Origin of the sequence: Streptomyces sp. F001 (assembly GCF_004187715.1) — a bacterium.
GTDB classification, from domain to species: Bacteria; Actinomycetota; Actinomycetes; order Streptomycetales; family Streptomycetaceae; genus Streptomyces; species Streptomyces flavusporus.
In genome coordinates this window covers 146,537-164,349 of the sequence record NZ_QZWF01000004.1, presented here as the reverse complement: position 1 = coordinate 164,349, position 17,813 = coordinate 146,537, and the positions used below count along the sequence as shown (strand labels likewise).

Annotated in this window: 17 protein-coding genes; 8 read left to right on the top strand and 9 right to left on the bottom strand. The window is 69.0% G+C overall.

Translation table 11 applies throughout. The annotated features are described in order from the left end of the window. Positions 1–23 precede the first annotated feature (23 nt). From StrepF001_RS17855 to StrepF001_RS17835, 5 genes are all read right to left on the bottom strand, one after another. The gene (locus StrepF001_RS17855) at positions 24–1,121 is read right to left on the bottom strand and encodes an NDP-sugar synthase (protein WP_129799261.1); all 1,098 of its coding nucleotides are present in this window, start codon (positions 1,119–1,121) and stop codon (positions 24–26) included. Between the two features lie 15 nt (positions 1,122–1,136). After that, entirely contained in the window at positions 1,137–2,339 is a 1,203-nt protein-coding gene (locus StrepF001_RS17850) for a hypothetical protein (protein ID WP_240797560.1), read from the bottom strand. 56 nt (positions 2,340–2,395) lie between these two features. Next, entirely contained in the window at positions 2,396–3,847 is a 1,452-nt protein-coding gene (locus StrepF001_RS17845) for a glycosyltransferase family 2 protein (protein ID WP_240797559.1), read from the bottom strand. A 251-nt stretch (positions 3,848–4,098) separates the two neighbouring features. Then, positions 4,099–5,481: a glycosyl hydrolase gene (locus StrepF001_RS17840; RefSeq protein WP_129799260.1), complete on the bottom strand. Its 1,383-nt coding sequence runs from the start codon at positions 5,479–5,481 to the stop codon at positions 4,099–4,101. A gap of 48 nt (positions 5,482–5,529) precedes the next feature. Beyond that, a complete protein-coding gene (locus tag StrepF001_RS17835) occupies positions 5,530–6,408 on the bottom strand; it encodes a hypothetical protein (protein WP_129799259.1) in 879 nt (292 codons plus the stop codon). A 74-nt stretch (positions 6,409–6,482) separates the two neighbouring features. Between StrepF001_RS17835 and StrepF001_RS17830 the strand changes: the two genes are divergently transcribed. The 4 genes from StrepF001_RS17830 to glmM all read left to right on the top strand — a co-directional run bounded on the left by StrepF001_RS17830 (position 6,483) and on the right by glmM (position 9,568). Then, complete coding sequence (locus tag StrepF001_RS17830; protein WP_129799258.1) at positions 6,483–6,731, top strand: hypothetical protein; 249 nt, start codon at positions 6,483–6,485, stop codon at positions 6,729–6,731. 250 nt (positions 6,732–6,981) lie between these two features. After that, positions 6,982–7,425, top strand: a complete 444-nt coding sequence (gene rplM / locus StrepF001_RS17825; protein WP_129799257.1) for a 50S ribosomal protein L13 — start codon at positions 6,982–6,984, stop codon at positions 7,423–7,425. 42 nt (positions 7,426–7,467) lie between these two features. Continuing rightward, a complete protein-coding gene (gene rpsI, locus StrepF001_RS17820; RefSeq protein ID WP_129799256.1) occupies positions 7,468–7,980 on the top strand; it encodes a 30S ribosomal protein S9 in 513 nt (170 codons plus the stop codon). Between the two features lie 229 nt (positions 7,981–8,209). Then, a complete protein-coding gene (gene glmM, locus StrepF001_RS17815) occupies positions 8,210–9,568 on the top strand; it encodes a phosphoglucosamine mutase (RefSeq protein WP_129799255.1) in 1,359 nt (452 codons plus the stop codon). A gap of 123 nt (positions 9,569–9,691) precedes the next feature. Here the strand turns inward: glmM and StrepF001_RS17810 are convergent, their stop codons facing one another. Together StrepF001_RS17810 and coaA are read right to left on the bottom strand one after the other, a co-directional pair. Further along, a complete protein-coding gene (locus StrepF001_RS17810) occupies positions 9,692–10,630 on the bottom strand; it encodes a DUF389 domain-containing protein (RefSeq protein WP_129799254.1) in 939 nt (312 codons plus the stop codon). Between the two features lie 16 nt (positions 10,631–10,646). Then, positions 10,647–11,636, bottom strand: coding sequence for a type I pantothenate kinase (gene coaA / locus StrepF001_RS17805; RefSeq protein WP_129799253.1), 990 nt, complete (start codon positions 11,634–11,636; stop codon positions 10,647–10,649). 172 nt (positions 11,637–11,808) lie between these two features. Between coaA and glmS the strand changes: the two genes are divergently transcribed. Next, positions 11,809–13,656, top strand: a complete 1,848-nt coding sequence (gene glmS / locus StrepF001_RS17800; RefSeq protein WP_129799252.1) for a glutamine--fructose-6-phosphate transaminase (isomerizing) — start codon at positions 11,809–11,811, stop codon at positions 13,654–13,656. Here glmS and StrepF001_RS17795 read toward each other — a convergent pair. Both StrepF001_RS17795 and StrepF001_RS17790 read right to left on the bottom strand, forming a co-directional pair. Further along, a complete protein-coding gene (locus tag StrepF001_RS17795; RefSeq protein ID WP_129799251.1) occupies positions 13,617–13,838 on the bottom strand; it encodes a DUF397 domain-containing protein in 222 nt (73 codons plus the stop codon). The genes glmS and StrepF001_RS17795 overlap by 40 nt on opposite strands. An 8-nt stretch (positions 13,839–13,846) precedes the next feature. After that, a complete protein-coding gene (locus tag StrepF001_RS17790) occupies positions 13,847–14,686 on the bottom strand; it encodes a helix-turn-helix transcriptional regulator (RefSeq protein WP_129799250.1) in 840 nt (279 codons plus the stop codon). A gap of 219 nt (positions 14,687–14,905) precedes the next feature. Between StrepF001_RS17790 and StrepF001_RS17785 the strand changes: the two genes are divergently transcribed. The 3 genes from StrepF001_RS17785 to StrepF001_RS17775 all read left to right on the top strand — a co-directional run bounded on the left by StrepF001_RS17785 (position 14,906) and on the right by StrepF001_RS17775 (position 17,792). Then, complete coding sequence (locus tag StrepF001_RS17785) at positions 14,906–15,310, top strand: ATP-binding protein (RefSeq protein ID WP_129799249.1); 405 nt, start codon at positions 14,906–14,908, stop codon at positions 15,308–15,310. After that, positions 15,307–15,741 (top strand): hypothetical protein, encoded by a 435-nt coding sequence (locus StrepF001_RS48010; RefSeq protein WP_240797558.1) that lies wholly within the window; start codon positions 15,307–15,309, stop codon positions 15,739–15,741. The genes StrepF001_RS17785 and StrepF001_RS48010 overlap by 4 nt, the downstream gene beginning before the upstream one ends. A 1,679-nt stretch (positions 15,742–17,420) precedes the next feature. Continuing rightward, the gene (locus tag StrepF001_RS17775) at positions 17,421–17,792 is read left to right on the top strand and encodes a holo-ACP synthase (RefSeq protein ID WP_129799248.1); all 372 of its coding nucleotides are present in this window, start codon (positions 17,421–17,423) and stop codon (positions 17,790–17,792) included. The last annotated feature ends 21 nt before the right edge of the window (positions 17,793–17,813 follow it).

The window sequence follows — 17,813 nt, the reverse complement described above, 5'->3', positions numbered from 1 at the left end:
CCGCGGGGATGGACAGGCGACTTTCAGTGGACGGTCGCGCAGGCGGCAGCCGTGCCGCTGACGCGTACTCCTTGGGCGGGAATGCGGAGGCCGCAGGACAGTCGCAGCTGGGAGGGCAGCTCGTTCTCCGCGCCGACGTGCGCATGGCAGCCCACCACCGCTTCACGAAGAAGTGACGCGGTGCCGATGGAGGAGTCGTGGTCCACCACGGAGTCGTAGATCTGCGCGCCCTGGGCGATGGTGACGCCTCCGCCGATGATGGAGCGATCGACGACCACGTGCGGACCGATGACGGCGCGCGGTCCGATCGTCGAGCCTCCCGTGATGCGGGCGGTCGGGTCGACGGTGGCCGTGGGGTGGATCAGGGTGTCGCCCGGCTGCGGCAGCAGGGGAGAGGAGACCTTGCCGGTGACCAGGTCGGCGGACCCGTGGACGAAGGCCAGCGGTGTGCCGAGGTCACGCCAGTAGTCGTCCGTCGTGTGGCCGAACACGCGGCTGCCCTGGGCGACGAGTTGCGGGAAGGTCTCCTGCTCGACGGAGACCTCGCGGTCGGCCGGGATGGCGTCGAGTACGGAGCGGCGGAACACGTAGCAACCGGCGTTGATCTGGTCGGTGACGCATTCCTCGGCGGTCTTGGGCTTCTCGAGGAAGGACAGCACCCTTCCGGTCTCGTCGGTCGGCACGAGGCCGAAGGCACGGGGGTCGGAAACGCGGGTGAGATGCAGCGTCACGTCCGCTTCCCGCGCCTCGTGCCGCGCCAGGACGTCCCGCAGATCCAGGCCGGACAGGATGTCGCCGTTGAGGATCAGCACCGGCGCGTCGGCCGCACCGCGCAGCAGGCGGCCGGCGTTGCGGATCGCGCCGCCCGTGCCGAGCGGCACCTCCTCGACGGCGTAGGAGATCTCCAGGTCCTGGGAGAAGTCCTTGAACTCCTCCTCGAAGAGGCTGGCGAGGTACGAGGTGGCGAAGACCACGTGCTCGACGCCTGCATCCATCAGCTTGGCTATCTGGTGCCGGATGAAGGAGGAGCCCGCCACGTTGAGCAGGGGCTTCGGGGTGTGGTTCGTCAGGGGGCGCAGGCGGGTTCCCTTGCCGCCCACCAAAATGATGGCTTCTTGCATGATTGCCTCGCTCGGTCAGCTTGCGGTGTCGGTCCCAGGACCTGCGTAGTCAGAGGTGAAGCAGGACTTGATGGCCTTCTCGGTGAGGGGGCGTCCGGCGAAGTCGAGCCGGGAGGCAACCTTGTCGTCGGGCTTGGTGTTGGGGTCGTCGTCGAACCAGATCGACCACCAGTAGACGCCCTGCATCTGCCGTTCCTGGACGACCCGGCAGACGGCGGTGTACCAGTTGGCCTGCACTGTCGGATTGACCGCGCGCTTGGTGTAGAAGTCGCCGGGAGCGTGGTAGGCGCCGTCCATGGCGCCGATGCCGGACTCGGCGATGGTGATGTTGGGCAGCGGGCCGGTGGCCTTCTTGTCCAGCCAGTCGTTCCAGCCGTCGACCAGCGTCTCGACGGGCGCGGTGTCCTCGACCTCGACGGGGAAGTAGGCGTCGACGCCGAGATGGCTGACCGGCATGTTGATGCGGCCGGCGACGTAGTTGTCCCAGTTGGCGTCGTAGGCGACCTCGCCGGAGAAGGTCTTCTCGGCGGAGGCGACCAGGGCGTCCCAGCCCGGGTCGCCCTCCAGGGAGTTGAGCTCCGTGCCGATCACAAAGGTGTTCGCCTTCACTTCTTCGGCGACCTCGAGATACGGGGTGAGGAACTCCTCGTACGACGCGAACCACGCGGAGCGCGAGGCGGGCTCGATGTTGCCGCGCCAGCCGTCCGGCGGGTTCAGGGACTTCTCGTCCATGATCGGGCGGAGTGTGGTGCGGAAACCGGCGTCCTCGAACACCTTGAGCACCCGCTGGAGGCGCTGAGGGGACGGTGTCTTGGCTCCGGCCGAGAGTTCGTCGGACGTGGTGCCCTCGGTGAAGAAGGGGAAGGAGACGGACACCGAGTTCGCGCCCAGACCGATGAGGTACTCGGCGTGCTTACGGGCCTGGTTCTCGATGAACGTGCTGGAACGTTTCCCCTTCCCCTTCTCCTCCTCCCAGTAGAGCTGTACGCCCCACTGCGGCATGCCGGCCTTCCAGGGCTTGGCGACCTGGAGGCCGTCGGCGGAGGACGACGAAGAGGGGGAGGACGCGGACGGCGTACCGGTGGCGTTGTCGGCCGGGGTGGCGGATTCCTCGGCGTCGCCCCTCACGATTCTGGGCAGGGCCGAGCCCGACTCCCAGCGCACCGGGTGGTCGCCGAGGACGAACGGGGCGCCCAGCACGATGGTGAGAACGGTCACCGGGAAGATGGCAAGCAGAGGCAGTCGCGAGCGCATGTCAGTTGTCTTCCGGGCGGTCAGGCGGGCTTGGCGATCACGACGAACTTGTTCTCCTCGCGCCGGACGAACTTCAGGAAGCCCTTGAAGCCGCCGAGTCCTTCCAGCACGGAGAAGACGGGGATGAGCGCGACCACCACGATCGGCTCCCACCACTTGCGCCGGCCGCTGACCGACGCGAGCGCGTTCAGTCGCAGCCCCTCCCAGTAGGTCCAGATGACGTAGGCGAAGTTGAGGGCCCAGAGGATCACGATGGACTGGGTCACGGGCGAGGTGTTCATGTCGTTGATGAGCCAGCCCACGAGCAGTACGGCGCCGATGTGCTGGAGCGGGCCGAGGATCCAGGTGGCCACACAGATCGACAGGAACCAGCGGTAGCGCAGCGGCACGGCCCTGTTGAAGCAGAGCGCCACCAGGCCCCAGGCCCACCGGTCGCGCTGCTTGACGAAGTCCGCCGCGCTGGCGGGGGAGGCGCCGTAGCAGCGGCCGTTGAACCAGTCGCTGCGGCCCGGGTACTTGCGGCAGAAGGTCAGGGCGAGGCGGGCGTCCTCGACGATCTCCTTGGGACCGAAGTCCCAGCCGATCTCGGCCTCGATGGATGCGCGCAGCACCAGCAGCTCGCCGTGCACACCGGCGGCCGGGGTGCCCATGCCGGTCAGCGCACGGAAACGGGCGATGTCGTCGGCGGGGCGCACGGCGTCCGCGAGCCAGGTGAACATGTTGACCGCGTTCTCGCGCGGATACGTGAGGATGCCCTGCGCCATGTGCTTGGCCTCGTCGGGGTGGGCACGGCGCTGGCGGTTGATGAACTGGGCGAGCGAGGACGCGGTGTCGGGGCCGACGCCGGTGTCGTCGTCCATGTGCAGCACCCACACGTAGTCGAGGGCCTCGCCCTCCTCGATGCGCAGCTCGTGGGCGTAGTGGTTGGCGCGGGCCTTGAAGCGGGTGCCGTTGGCCGGGACGTAGTCCTTGGGGACGGTGATCACCCGGATCAGCGGGTGGGAGTCGGCGAGCCGGTCGATGTCCTCCGCCGCCTCGCAGCCCTCCTCGGTGAGGATGTCGACCCGCATGTACGGGAACCACTCCGGCAGGTGCTCGACGTAACTGAGGACCGAGCGCTCCAGGGCCGGGTAGGTGTCGTGCCGGCCGATGGTCGGGCACAGGACGATCAGAAAGTCCTGCTCGGCCGGGGCGGGCGGAATCATCTTGCCGTTCTTGCGGACCCGGCGGCGGATCAGCAGGGCTCCCTGGATGCCGACCAGCACACCGGCCACCGGCAGGGACCAGACGACGGTCAGGACCCAGCTCAGCAGGGACGAGCTGGGCCGGTAGCTGTAGAGCCCGAACGCGACCAGCAGGACGAAGGGCAGGAGGAACGGGAGGATCCCCGGTTTCCACGCGGCGGTGCGTTTTGCCAGCTTCGTATTGTGCCGCGAATGCGGCATACCCCCGTCGACCAGTGTCGATGCCATGACGACTGCGGAACTCCCGTGAGATCGATAGTGCGTTGAGGCAACAGATCTCGGTCATGGCACGGCGCAGCGCACCGCGACAGCCTTGCTCCGGGTTTCTGCCCCCCGACGCCACCCTTGGCGTACGGCACGCGCCGCTCAGATGCCCCCCCAGGCGCCCAGAACTACGTGCCAAACAGGTGCACGATCCTGGCATATGCAGGCGGACATGTGAACACCTGTGAGGGGGATGTGTTCAAAAGTTAACCAAGTTAGGTCTGACGTGGTGATCTGATGTCGAATCCGCCGGTCTGGGTCGACCCGCCCTTGATCACCCGGCTCGAGCCGTACGTGCGCTTCACATCGGCGCCGGTGTTCTTGCCCCGTGGCTCGGAGACGTTGTCGTACGTCAGGGCCTGCCCCCACACCGTCCACAGCACCCACGGGGTTCTGGCCAGGGTGCTCGGCTGGGCCGCGTTGAGCGGGACGTGGAAGGACTCGGTGACGGCACGGGGTCTGCCGTACGGCTCCAGGCCCCGGTACCAGACCTCGGTCCAGCCCTCGCCGCGGAACGGCCGGGCGGGGGTGTCGCTGTAGTCGTCGACGCCCACGACGTCGACGTAGCGGCCGCCGGGGTAGTAGGGCCGGGGCTCCTTGCCGTAGCGGCCGTCCCAGGAGTTCGGCGCCCACACGAAGATCAGGTTGTGCAGTCCGCGGCGGCCCACGAGGTAGTCGTACGTCAGACGCCACAGCCTCCGGAACGCGGCCGGGTCCTGACCCGCCCACCAGAAGCCCCGACCCGGCGCCGTGTTCATCTCGTGGTACGGCCGCAGCAGCACCGGCACCCCGCGGTCGGCGAGGTAGCCCAGATGGTCGGCGAGGAAGCCGAGGTCGTGGAGCAGCGCCCCGTGCTCGGTGGTGCCCGGGGTGACGACCCGGGTGAACCAGTCGGGATCCCGTGCGCCGGGGGAGTTGCGGTGCTTGGTCTGTTCGAAGCCCTTGACCGGGCTGCCCGGGTACGGCTGGTGGAAGGAGAAGCCGACCAGGCCCGACGGACCGCCGCCGTTGTGCGGCAGGGACACTTCGCCGCCGGAGGCGCAGTCCGTGTGCGTGCCCGAGGGGCGGTAGGAGCCGTCGGCCGGCCGGGGCAGGCCCGCCCACACGCCGACCGCCAGGTCGACGGCGTCGTCCACGTACCCCCAGTACCGGCGGCAGCCCGGCCATGCGCCGGAGTAGGAGCGGGTCCGGCCCACCGCCCAACCGGCTTGGCCGTAGCCCGGGCCGAGGTCCAGCTCGACGAAGCCCGGCAGCCGGCCGGTGATGTCCCGGGCCTTGCGGTAGTAGTAGCCCGGCTGCTTGGTGCCCCGGTAGTCGCCGTACGCCGGGTTGTACCGCTCGTTGTGCAGCTCCACGTGCTGGCCGATCACCGTGCGGCTCGGCCGACCCCGGCGCGCGTCGTTCTCCAGGGTCGCCAGCAGGGCGTACACCCGGCGCGCGGCAGGGGTGGCGTGCGGGTCCCGTTTCCGCAGGTCGGTGGGTACCGACCTGCTCTCGTCGGCGCCCGTTTCCCCGTCCGGCCAGGCCGCCCGTATCCCGAGCGGCGCGAGCAGCGCCGCGCCGACCCCGGCGCCGATCAGCCCGAGGCGCCCGCGCATCCGCATCGCGTCACGTACCGGAGTGGGCGCGCGGGCTGGTGGGACGGGTCACTCGTTGGCCGCCGCCGACGCCTGGGCCTCGCCGCGGCGGCGGATCTGGCGGAACGTGAACTCGGCCAGGTCGTCGCCGGAAGAGAAGACTTCCGTGTTCTTCGGCGTCACATCGTTGCCGTTGGTGTAGCCGGCGATCGTGAAGTAGGCGTAGCGGCCGTAGAAGTTGGTCGTCGTGCGGCAGACCGCGGCGTTGCAGAAGTCCTTGATCCCGCCGCCGGACAGGGACTTGACCCTGCTCTTGCTGTCGGCCTCGGCCTTGGCCTTGGCCGCCTGGGCCTCGGTGTCGAAGACGGCCACACCGACCGTCACCGCGACACTGCCCTTGGTGTAGGTGACACGGAGCAGACGGGTGCAGTCGTTCGCGTCGAGGACCTTCGGCAGTGTCCCGCTGGCCGCGTTGGCGCAGCTCTTCGTGTCGGCCGTCGGGCCCTTCTTGTACACGGTCTCGCCCATGGTCAGCTGGGTGCCCGGGAAGAGCCGGTCCGCGCTGAGCGGGGCCTTGTCCTTGTTCTTGCTGGAGACGAAGTCCTTCGGGTCCAGCGGCGGCGGGGCGCTGGTCGGCGCGAACGACGGGGCCGTGGCGGACTCGCTCGGGAGGTCGACGGTGGCCGGCAGCTGGGAGCTCGGCCGGTTCGAGGCCTGGCTGTCGCCGTTCGCCGAGACGACGGCCACGGCGACGGCAGCACCTATCGCCACGGTGGCGACTGCTCCGCCGCCGATGAGCAGCAGTCTGCGGCGCTTGTTGCGCGCCTCGGACGCCTCGGCGAGGGCAGCCCAGTCCGGGCTCTGGCCACCGGCGTCGTTCCAGGGCTGCTGCGAATGCGGTTTCCAGGGATCCCACTGGGACTGGGGTCCCCCCTGCCCAAAGCTCATGGGGCGCATCTTAGACGGGCCGAGGGGTGTGCTGGTCCGTCTCAACCGGCCCTGAAGCCCCTAGCGTTCGCTCCATGAGGACGGGCAAATGCGGCATCTCCGGGTGGTTGGTGCGAAGGGCTTCGTGGCTGGCGCGTGCGGTGCTCGTCGACGTCGTGGTGGGGGTGCTGCTCTCCGGGGTCCCGGCGGCCTGCTCGTCGTACGGCTACTGCGTCCCGTTGGTGTCCCGCTGCTGGTCGCCCGGGTTGCGCAGGCGCCTGAGGCGGGCGGTCACGTTCTGTGTCGCGGCGATCGCGGTCCTGGGTGCGGGCGCGAGGTCCTAAACTGGGGGGCGAACAGGTTGCCGGGCGGTGTCGACCCGTTTTGACCGGGTGGGCGCGCCGCAGGTATCCTGCATGTTCGTTGTGTATTGGCTTGCTCATTCTCACGGGACGGGCCCTTACACCGGTCCACCGGGCCGATGACCAGCGACCCCACGTACGCGGTTTGCGTCGCCGCCGTGCGGTCCAGGCTGTCGTGATCGTTTCGGTGACCTTGTTTAGGACCATTCACTCGAAGCGAAGGCTACGAACCGTGCGTACGTACAGCCCCAAGCCCGGCGATGTGACGCGCCAGTGGCACGTCATCGACGCTCAGGACGTTGTCCTGGGTCGTCTCGCCACCACCGCCGCGTCCCTTCTGCGGGGCAAGCACAAGCCGATCTACGCGCCCCACGTCGACACCGGTGACTTCGTCATCATCATCAACGCCGACAAGGTGCACCTCTCCGGCAACAAGCGGACCCAGAAGATGGCGTACCGCCACTCCGGCTACCCGGGTGGTCTGCGCTCCGTCCGTTACGACGAGCTGCTCGAGAAGAACCCCGAGAAGGCCATCGAGAAGGCCGTCAAGGGCATGCTCCCGAAGAACACCCTGGGCCGTCAGATGCTCTCGAAGCTGAAGGTCTACCGCGGCGAGAACCACCCCCACGCTGCTCAGCAGCCGGTTCCGTTCGAGATCACCCAGGTCGCGCAGTAAGTCCGGCCACCCCCTAAGACCGAAGAGAATCTGAGGAGAATCGTGGCCGAGACCACTGCCGAGCAGCCGCTCGAAGAGCTTGACATCGACAGCTACACCACCGAGTCCGAGGTCCCCGTCGAGGGCGAGTACACCTCGGAGTCCATGGCCTCCCGCTTCGGCGAGCCCCAGCCGGCCGCCGGCCTGGGCCGTCGCAAGAACGCCATTGCCCGCGTCCGGATCGTTCCGGGCTCCGGCAAGTGGAAGATCAACGGTCGCACCCTCGAGGACTACTTCCCGAACAAGGTGCACCAGCAGGAAGTCAATGAGCCCTTCAAGGTGCTCGAGCTCGAGGGCCGCTACGACGTCATCGCCCGGATCGCCGGTGGCGGTGTCTCCGGTCAGGCCGGTGCGCTCCGTCTCGGTGTCGCCCGTGCGCTGAACGAGGCCGACGTCGACAACAACCGCGGCCCGCTCAAGAAGGCCGGCTTCCTCCGCCGCGACGACCGTGCGGTCGAGCGCAAGAAGGCCGGTCTGAAGAAGGCCCGCAAGGCTCCGCAGTACAGCAAGCGCTAAGCTTCGCTGCCTGCTGGTACGTACCTCGTACGTACTCCGAACGCCCCGGCGGCACGCCACTGTGCCGCCGGGGCGTTCGTTTATCACAGCCCACAGGCGTATAACGGCACAAGACGCTCAAAGGCTGGTGTGATCGGATGGCCAGGCATCGAATGCCTGGGACACGGGAGCCATGTGCGCGGGCCGCACCCGCACGGCGACCGGAACTGACGCTTCCTCAGGAGGACAAGTGGGACGACTCTTCGGCACGGACGGCGTGCGCGGTGTCGCCAACGCGGATCTGACGGCCGAGATGGCGCTCGGTCTGTCGGTCGCGGCGGCCCACGTGCTGGCCGAGGCGGGCACTTTCGCAGGCCACCGGCCCACGGCGGTGGTCGGGCGTGACCCGCGCGCGTCCGGGGAGTTCCTGGAGGCCGCCGTGGTCGCGGGCCTCGCCAGCGCCGGCGTGGACGTGCTGCGCGTCGGCGTGCTGCCGACGCCGGCCGTGGCGTATCTGACGGGTGCGCTGCGGGCCGACCTGGGTGTCATGCTCTCCGCCAGCCACAACGCCATGCCGGACAACGGCATCAAGTTCTTCGCCCGCGGCGGGCACAAGCTCGCCGACGAGCTCGAGGACAAGATCGAGGCCGTGTACGAGGCGCACCGGCACGGCGAGCCATGGGAGCGGCCCACCGGGGCCGGTGTCGGGCGGGTCCGGTCCTACGAGGAGGGCTTCGGCCAGTACGTCGGCCACCTGCTCGACGTACTGCCGAACCGGCTGGACGGGCTGAAGATCGTCCTGGACGAAGCGCACGGCGCGGCCTCGGGGGTCTCGCCGGAGGCGTTCGCGCGGGCCGGTGCCGAGGTCGTCACGATCGGGGCCGAGCCGGACGGGCTCAACATCAACGACGGGTGCGGGTCGACGCACCTGGGGCAGCTCAAGGCCGCGGTCGTCGAGCACGGGGCCGATCTCGGTATCGCGCACGACGGTGACGCGGACCGGTGCCTCGCCGTGGACCACACCGGTGAGGAAGTCGACGGCGACCAGATCCTGGCCGTGCTCGCGCTGGCGATGCGGGAACGTTCCGCTCTGCGGGCCGAGACCGTGGTGGCGACCGTGATGTCCAACCTCGGCTTCAAGCTGGCCATGGAGCGTGAGGGTATCGCGCTGGTGCAGACCGCGGTCGGTGACCGGTATGTGCTGGAAGAGATGAAGGAGCACGGCTTCGCGCTCGGTGGTGAGCAGTCCGGGCACGTGATCATCCTGGATCACGCGACGACGGGCGACGGCACGCTGACCGGGCTGATGCTGGCCGCACGGGTCGCCGAGACGGGTCGTACGCTGCGCGAGCTGGCGGGCGTGATGGAGCGGCTGCCGCAGGTGCTGATCAATGTGCCGGATGTGGACAAGTCCCGGGTCGGGAGCTCGGCCGACCTCGCTGCTGCCGTTGCTGAGGCGGAGCGGGAGCTGGGGTCCACCGGGCGGGTGCTGTTGCGGCCCTCGGGGACTGAGCCGCTGGTGCGGGTGATGGTCGAGGCGGCGGATATTGATCAGGCTCGGTCTGTGGCGGGGCGGTTGGCGGATGCGGTGAAGTCGGCGCTGGGGTAGTTCCTGGTTCCGGGTTCGGGGTGGGGGTTCGGTGCGCGGCGGGCTGCGGGTTCGTTGGGGCTGGTCGCGCCCGCGCGGCGGAGCCGCATGTTGGCAGAGCCCCACGCCCCTAGGGCATTGCCCCTAAGCGGCGTTCTTGCGCTGACGTTGTTTGGACCAGAGCCACTTCTGGGTCAGCAGCGTGAGCGTTCCCGCCAGGATGATGCCGAGCAGGTTCAGCAGGAGTTGCTCGGTGGAGCCCCAGGTCTGCTTGGTGTCGCCGTAGCTGAGGGCCACTGCGGCATTGGCAGCCGCCGGTACCGTCGTCACCGAGATGGCGACGCCGACCAGCGCGCCCGACTTGGCGGACGTCAGGGAGAGGGTGCCGGCGGCGCCGGCGAGGACCGCCACGACGAAGGAGAACCAGTCGGGGGCGTAGACGAAGCCGGTCTGCGGCCGTTCGCCCTCCAGTTGCTCCTTGGTGAACAGTCCGACGGCGTCCATGAAGAGGCTGAAGCCCACCGTCACGGCCATCGCCACCGCGAAGCCCACGAGCAGCGCGATCAGTGAGCGCAGGGCCAGGGGCGGCCTGCGCTGCACCACCGCGGTGGAGATGCCCGCCAGCGGGCCGAACTCCGGGCCGACCGCCATCGCGCCCACGATCAGGATCGCGTTGTCGAGGACGACACCGCAGGCCGCGATCATCGTGGCCAGCGTGATGAAGGCGAGGTAGGTGACGGAGAGGGTCGACTCCTCGTGCGTCGCCTCCGTCAGGTGCTCCCACAGCACGGCGTCCGCGGGCTCGCCCGGGGCCTCCTCCTCGGCCTTCTCGGCCCGCTTGGACAGGGAGAGGTCGATGTTCTCGACGGCGATGGAGCCGGTGTCGTCGAGGCCCATCCGCTGCAGTCCGGTGAGCAGCTCGTCGCCCGCCTCACGCGCCACGTCGCACATGACGACGTCCCCCGAGGGGTTGCGGGCGGCGCCCGGCATCACGACCAGGTGCGTGGTGCCGACCGTCTTCTCGATGAGGCGGACCACGTCGTCGGTCCTGTCGGACGGCGTGATCAGGCGCAGATGCAGCATGGCGGCAGCGTAACGGTCAGAGCTTGCGCAAACTCAGGCGCTGCACCTTGTGGTCCGGGCCCTTGCGGATGATGAGGGTGGCGCGGCCGCGGGTGGGAGCGACGTTCTCGACGAGGTTGGGGCGGTTGATCGTGCGCCAGGTGGTGCGGGCGTAGTCGAGCGCCTCCTCCTCGGAGACCTGGGTGTACTTGCGGAAGTACGAGGAGGGGTTCTGGAAGGCGGTCGCGCGCAGTTTCCTGAACCGGTTGAGGTACCAGCTCTCGATGTCCTCGGTGCGGGCGTCGACGTACACGCTGAAGTCGAAGTAGTCGGCGAGGCCGACCCGGGTGCGGCCGTCCTTGCCGGGCAGGGCGGGCTGGAGGACGTTCAGGCCCTCGACGATCAGGATGTCCGGGCGGCGGACCACGAGGCGTTCGCCGGGGACGATGTCGTAGATGAGGTGCGAGTAGACGGGGGCCGTCACCTCGTCCTTGCCGGCCTTGATGTCGGCGACGAAGCGGGTCAGGGCGCGGCGGTCGTACGACTCGGGGAAACCTTTCCGCGACATCAGGCCGCGGGCCTGGAGCTCCTTGGTGGGCAACAGGAAGCCGTCCGTCGTCACCAGCTCCACTCGCGGGTGCTCGGGCCAGCGGGAGAGCAGGGCCTGCAGGAGGCGGGCGACGGTGGACTTGCCCACGGCCACCGAGCCGGCGACGCCTATGACGAAGGGGGTGCCCGACTGCGAGCCCTGTTCGCCGAGGAAGGTGTTGAGCGCGCCTCTGAGGCCGTCCGTGGCGCCGATGTAGAGGTTGAGTAGCCGCGACAGCGGGAGGTAGATGTCCCGCACCTCGTCGAGGTCGATGACATCGCCGAGACCGCGCAGCTTCTCGACCTCCTCCGCGGTGAGCGGCAGCGGCGTCTTGTCCCGCAGCGCGCTCCACTCCGAGCGGGTGAGGTCGACGTAGGGAGTCGCCTCCGGCCTGGGCCGGTGGGCGCTCCGGGGTATCGAGGAGACCGGAGAGATCACAGTCCATTGTTACGGGAGGACGAACGGACGGTGGCGTGGCATCCGTCACGCGGCTCCTGGGCTGCTGCGCGGCGGTCCGGTGTCGTTTCGGTGTTCGTACCGGCGTGGGAATTTCCGAATTCGGGCACGCTGCGACCGGTTCGGCGCCGGAAACGATCGTAGGCTGCCGGTCATGTGCGGAATCGTGGGATACGTGGGAGCGCAGTCGGCGCTCGAGGTCGTTACGGCCGGGCTGAAGCGGCTGGAGTACCGGGGATACGACTCGGCGGGCGTCGCCGTGCTCGCGGACGGCGGACTGGCGGCGGCGAAGAAGGCCGGGAAGCTGGTCAACCTGGAGAAGGAACTGGCGGACCGGCCGCTGCCGACGGGCACGACGGCCATCGGGCACACGCGGTGGGCCACGCATGGCGGGCCGACGGACGCGAATGCGCATCCGCATCTCGACAATGCCGGGCGGGTCGCCGTCGTGCACAACGGGATCATCGAGAACTTCGCCTGTCTGCGCGCGGAGTTGGAGGAGCGGGGGCACTCGCTGACGTCCGAGACCGACACCGAGGTCGTCGCGCATCTGCTGGCCGAGGAGTTCTCGTCGTGCGCGGATCTCGCGGAGGCGATGCGGCTGGTGTGCCAGCGGCTGGAGGGAGCGTTCACGCTGGTCGCGGTGCATGCCGACGAGCCGGATGTGGTGGTGGGGGCGCGGCGGAACTCGCCGCTGGTGGTGGGCGTTGGAGAGGGCGAGGCCTTTCTCGCCTCGGACGTCGCCGCGTTCATCGCCCACACGCGGTCGGCGATCGAGCTGGGTCAGGACCAGGTGGTGGAGCTGCGCCGGGACGGGGTGACGGTGACCGGCTTCGACGGCCGGCCGGCGGAGGTCCGGTCGTACCACGTCGACTGGGACGCGTCGGCCGCGGAAAAGGGGGGCTATGACTACTTCATGCTCAAGGAGATCGCCGAGCAGCCCAAGGCGGTCGCCGATACGTTGCTGGGGCGCATCGACGCGGCCGGCTCACTGACGCTGGACGAGGTGCGGATCCCTCCGGGGGTGCTGCGGGAGGTCGACAAGGTCGTCATCGTGGCGTGCGGTACGGCTTTCCACGCCGGGTTGATCGCGAAGTACGCCATCGAGCACTGGACCCGCATCCCGTGCGAGGTGGAGCTGGCGAGCGAGTTCCGCTACCGGGATCCCATTCTCGATCAGCAGACCCTGGTCATCGCCATCTCCCAGTCCGGCGAGACCATGGACACGCTGATGGCTGTACGGCACGCGCGCGAGCAGGGCTCGAAGGTGCTGGCGATCTGCAACACGAACGGGTCGACGATTCCGCGTGAGTCGGATGCGGTGCTGTACACGCATGCCGGGCCCGAGGTGGCGGTTGCGTCCACCAAGGCGTTTCTGACGCAGCTCGTGGCGTGTTACCTGGTGGCGCTGTATCTGGCGCAGGTGCAGGGCACCAAGTGGGCGGACGAGATCCGGGACGTCATCCGGGAGTTGTCGAGGATCTCCGGTGAGGTCCGGCAGGTCCTTCAGACCATGGAGCCGGTACGGGAGCTGGCGCGCTCGCTCGCCTCGAAGAACACGGTGCTCTTCCTGGGCCGGCATGTCGGTTATCCGGTCGCCCTTGAGGGCGCGCTGAAGCTGAAGGAACTCGCCTACATGCACGCCGAGGGGTTTGCGGCGGGTGAGCTGAAGCACGGTCCGATCGCGTTGATCGAGGAGGACCTGCCGGTGGTGGTGGTCGTGCCGTCGCCGCGGGGTCGGTCCGTGCTCCACGACAAGATCGTGTCCAACATCCAGGAGATCCGGGCGAGGGGTGCGCGGACGATCGTGATCGCGGAGGAGGGGGACGAGGCGGTGGTGCCGTACGCCGACCATCTCGTACGGATTCCGGTGACGCCGACGTTGCTTCAGCCGCTGGTGGCTACGGTGCCGCTGCAGGTGTTCGCGTGCGAGTTGGCTACTGCGCGGGGGAACGAGGTGGATCAGCCGCGGAACCTGGCGAAGTCGGTGACGGTGGAGTGAGCCGACTTTAGAGCGTCGAGGAAGGGGGCGAAGGCTCCGGCTGGGAAAGTGAGGGTTGCCCTGGCCGGGGCCTTTGAGTCGCGTACGGCGACGCGGGTGGGCGAGTTCGCGATCTCCACGCAGTCGTTGCCGTCGCCGCCGCCGGAGTAGGACGCCTTCCGCCAGTTCTCGGGGGTGGTCATCGGGTACCTCACAGCTCTTTCGCCAACCTGAGGATGAAGTCACGTGAGCGCTCGGGCTCGAGCGACACGGCCTCCACTTTACGGAAGAGCCTTCGGAAGGCGCTGAGTTGAGCTTTGGAATCGATGAAGACGGTGCCATGGGGAGCGTCGCGTACCACCGTGTCCAGCTTGGGCACGGGACCACTCACGTAGGTCATCGTGCTCGCGGCCAGGCCGAAGCCATCCAGGTCGAAGGGGATCACACGCACCGTGATGTGATTCCCTTCGGAGAGTTCCAGGATACGGATGAGCTGGGCGCGTGACGTCGCACGGTCGCTGACCCTGATGCGCAGCGCCGCTTCGTGGATCACCCCCTCGTAGGGGACGGCGATCTGCTGCTGGCGCCTCATTCGGTGGTGGACGCGCAACTCGAGCTCGTCTTCGGTGAGTTCGGGGATCCTGTCGGAGAACACGGCACGGGCGTAGTCCTCCGTCTGTAGCAGGCCGGGCACGTACAGGGTGGCCACGTTGCGTACAAACCGAGCGTGGTGATCCAGCTCGGACAGATCCAGGAACGACGTGGGTAGCAGACCCCGGTACTCCTCCCACCAGCCGCGTGTTCGGTCCGTGGCCATGGCGACCAGCGCGTTGATGAACTCATCGTCCGTGCAGGCGTAATGGGACGCGAGGCGGCGCAGTCGCTGCTCGCTCACGCCCGTGATCCCAGATTCGATTTGGCTGATCTGGACTCGATTCACCCCAAGCAGCGCTGCTGCCTCGATGGTGGTGAGCCCTGACGCCTCGCGGAGCCTGCGCAGCTCGACCGCCAGACGCATCTGACGCGCAGCTGGTTCGCGCCTCGGGACCATCCACTGCTCCTTGGTTCAACGTGCCCGTCAGTGCGGCTCGTTCGGGGTCAGATTACGCGATCGGCTTGCCTTGCGTTACATGTAATCCCTACCGTCGGTGATGCGACGTACACGCTGCGGAAGTGCACCGCTCCGTCCTGCCATGACGGATGCGGCAATGACACCGCTCCCCATCGCCGCCCTATCCCTGACTCCCCTTCACCCAGCAGGAGTTCACGCATGCCCGAAAACGAGTCCTGGGAGTACTCCCTCTATATCCCGAACGACCTGCGTGCGGTCACCGTCAGCCGCCGCACCCTCCGGCTAATCCTCACCATGCACGGCCTGATCCGCCTCGTGGACGTCGCCGAACTCCTCGCGACCGAGCTCGTCTCCAACGCCGTACGCCACACCAAGGGGCCCGCTGCCCTGCGTGTGCGCTGGTCGGCAGGGGTGCTGCGGATCGGGGCGTGGGACGCAGATCCGAGGTCGCCTGAGCCTCCGCGGTTCGACCAAGCTGCCGACCTGGAGGAGGGGCGCGGGCTGGCGCTCGTCCGGGCCTGTGCCGACGTATGGGGCTGGCAACCGCTGGCCAGAGAGGGCAACCGGGGCAAGTACGTGTGGTGCGAGGTGGCCGCGGCGTGAACCCGGAACTGCACGAGGAGATCTCGGGGATGACCACATCACTGGTGGCAGCCATCGCCATAGGGCTCCCACCCGAGAAAGCCATGGCCGAACTCCACAGAAGGTTCAAGCAGATCATCAAGCGGGAGGGTCTGTCTCCTGAGGAGATCGCGTATCTGCGGGGGAAGATCGAGAAGTGGCCACCGGGATACGCCGAGCAGTGGGCCTCCGGTTACGCCGTCGGCCTGGCGAACGGGAAGGCAAAGGGGACTTTGGCCGTGCTGGAGGTGCGTGGCATCCCCGTACCGGACAGTGCGCGCGAGCGCATCACCACCTGCACCGATCTCGACCGCATGGACGCCTGGCTGGAGCGTTCCCGCACGGTCAAGCGGGCGGAGGATCTGTTCGCCGACGACCCGGACGTTCCACAGGAGAAGCCCGGCTTGGACTGATCCACGGGTCTGTTGCCCAGCCGTTGGCGGCGGTGTGACTGTCGGGGCCGCCCGCTTCTTGGCCAGTGTCGTGCTTCCACGGCCCGCGTCAAGGGCGCTTCGCGTCGCCTGACGGCGATCGGCCTTCGGCCGACCCTTGACCCGGTCCGTTCCAGCACGGGTGAGAAGCGAGCGAGCGGCCCGGAAAGGCGGTGGCCGAGGCGGGCGGCCACCGCCGTCGGCTGCGGAGCGGGCCGGGGTTGGCGGGCGCGGTCGCGCCTCGCATGCACGCCGGGTGGCTTGGCGGCGAGCGGTGGGCTTGTGGTGGGGGTCGCGGCGGCGGGGTGGGGGACGCCGGGTCGGTTTGGCGGCTTGCGGGTGGGTGGGGGTGCGGTGGGCGCGTCGCGTCTCGCATGCACGCCGGGTGGGCTTGGCGGCGAGCGGCGAGCGGCGAGCGGCGAGTGGGTGGCTGGGGTGGCGGGACGCCGGGTGGGCTTGGCGGCGATCGGTGGGCGTGTGGTGGCGGTCGCGTCGGCGGCGTGGGGCATGCCGGCGGGCTCAGCGGCCTGCGGGCGGTGGGTGGTTGGGGTGCGCCAGGTGGTCGGCGCAGGCCGGGTCGGCTTGGCGGCTTTCCCCCGACGGGAGGCGGGAGAAGGACGGGGCGCGGACTCGCCGGTGGCCCGGGCAAGTCACGGATGTCACACCAGCCTCACGGGCCGCACCCAAGAGGTAATTGGCCGATTTGGCTCACTGGTAGGCAGTCCCACCTGGGCTTTCTCTCCCGCTGGGTGAGCCAAATCGGCCAATTGCTGAGCCAGCGCCCGGCATCGGAGCCCCGGGGGCCGGATTGCCAGTCACAGACGCCGGACGACGCAACCGCCGCCACCCGCAAGCCGCTGAGCCCACCCGGCGTGCCCCCACTCTGCTGATGTGGCCGTCACCACCCACCGGGCTTCTTGCCGCTGAGCCGAGCCGGCGTGCCCGGACGGACTGCCGCGTCCGCCCAGCCACCCGGCGGGAGGTTGGGGCCGGGTCTTCGCGCGGCCCCCGGCGCGGACTGACGCTGGTGGCGAATCCGCTGCGGCCGGGTAGTCAGCCGTGGGAATGTGACATTTTCCGCGAAAGTGTCACATTCTCCGGACCGTACACCGTGGCCCCCTGGGCCGCAGGCCAGTCCGCCAGGCTTACCAGTCAGAGACCCCGGACGCGGCCCCGCCGGCCGCAAGCCGCCCAGCCTGGCCGGCGTGCCGCCATCCCGCTGCCGCGCCCCCACCGCCCGCCGGCCGCTAGCTGCTGAGCCTGGCCGGTGTGCCGCCATCCCGCTGCCGCGCCCCACCGCCCGCCGGCCGCAAGCCGCCCAGCTGCCCGGCGTGCATGTGAGGCGCTGATGCGCTCCCAACCCCGGCCGGCCACCCAGCCCACCCGCATGGTCAGCCGACCTGGGGCACCCGCCTTTCCGGGCCGCTCGCTCGCTTCTTCCCCGTGCTGGAACGGACCGGGTCAAGGGTCGGCCGAAGGCCGATCGCCGTCAGGCGACGCGAAGCGCCCTTGACGCGGGCCGTGGAAGCACGACACTGGCCAAGAAGCGAGCGGCCCCGACAGTCACCTGAAAACGCCGGGTAGCAAGGTCGGCCCGAGACGCCCAGCTCAGCCGCCGTAACCAAGCGGCATCGGTGCCGTACCCCCGTAGAGTGCCCGCCATGAGCATCATCGGGGTCGGTATCGACGTGGCCGAGATCGATCGGTTTGCGGCGTCGCTGGAGCGTACGCCCGGACTGGTTCAACGGCTGTTCGTGGAGAGCGAGTTGCTGCTGCCCAGCGGGGAACGGCGGGGTGTTGCCTCGCTCGCTGTGCGGTTCGCCGCCAAGGAGGCGCTCGCCAAGGCGCTCGGTGCGCCTCCCGGACTGCACTGGACCGACGCCGAGGTCTACGTCGTGGACAGTGGGCAGCCTCGGCTGCGGGTGAAGGGGACCGTGGCGGCGCGGGCCGCCGAACTCGGCGTACGGTCCTGGCACGTGTCGCTCAGCCATGACGCGGGAGTGGCCTCGGCGGTCGTCATCGCGGAGGGGTGAGCCTCGCCGAGGCCGCTCCTC

Coding starts and splice junctions, on each gene's coding strand:
- StrepF001_RS17785 (WP_129799249.1), top strand. CDS start 14,906: ATGCCCGAAAACGAGTCCTGGGAGTACTCCCTCTATATCCCGAACGAC.
- StrepF001_RS17830 (WP_129799258.1), top strand. CDS start 6,483: ATGAGGACGGGCAAATGCGGCATCTCCGGGTGGTTGGTGCGAAGGGCT.
- StrepF001_RS17855 (WP_129799261.1), bottom strand. CDS start 1,121: ATGCAAGAAGCCATCATTTTGGTGGGCGGCAAGGGAACCCGCCTGCGC.
- glmS (WP_129799252.1), top strand. CDS start 11,809: ATGTGCGGAATCGTGGGATACGTGGGAGCGCAGTCGGCGCTCGAGGTC.
- StrepF001_RS17775 (WP_129799248.1), top strand. CDS start 17,421: ATGAGCATCATCGGGGTCGGTATCGACGTGGCCGAGATCGATCGGTTT.
- StrepF001_RS17795 (WP_129799251.1), bottom strand. CDS start 13,838: ATGACCACCCCCGAGAACTGGCGGAAGGCGTCCTACTCCGGCGGCGGC.
- StrepF001_RS17810 (WP_129799254.1), bottom strand. CDS start 10,630: ATGCTGCATCTGCGCCTGATCACGCCGTCCGACAGGACCGACGACGTG.
- StrepF001_RS17790 (WP_129799250.1), bottom strand. CDS start 14,686: ATGGTCCCGAGGCGCGAACCAGCTGCGCGTCAGATGCGTCTGGCGGTC.
- StrepF001_RS17840 (WP_129799260.1), bottom strand. CDS start 5,481: ATGCGCGGGCGCCTCGGGCTGATCGGCGCCGGGGTCGGCGCGGCGCTG.
- StrepF001_RS17845 (WP_240797559.1), bottom strand. CDS start 3,847: ATGGCATCGACACTGGTCGACGGGGGTATGCCGCATTCGCGGCACAAT.
- StrepF001_RS17835 (WP_129799259.1), bottom strand. CDS start 6,408: ATGAGCTTTGGGCAGGGGGGACCCCAGTCCCAGTGGGATCCCTGGAAA.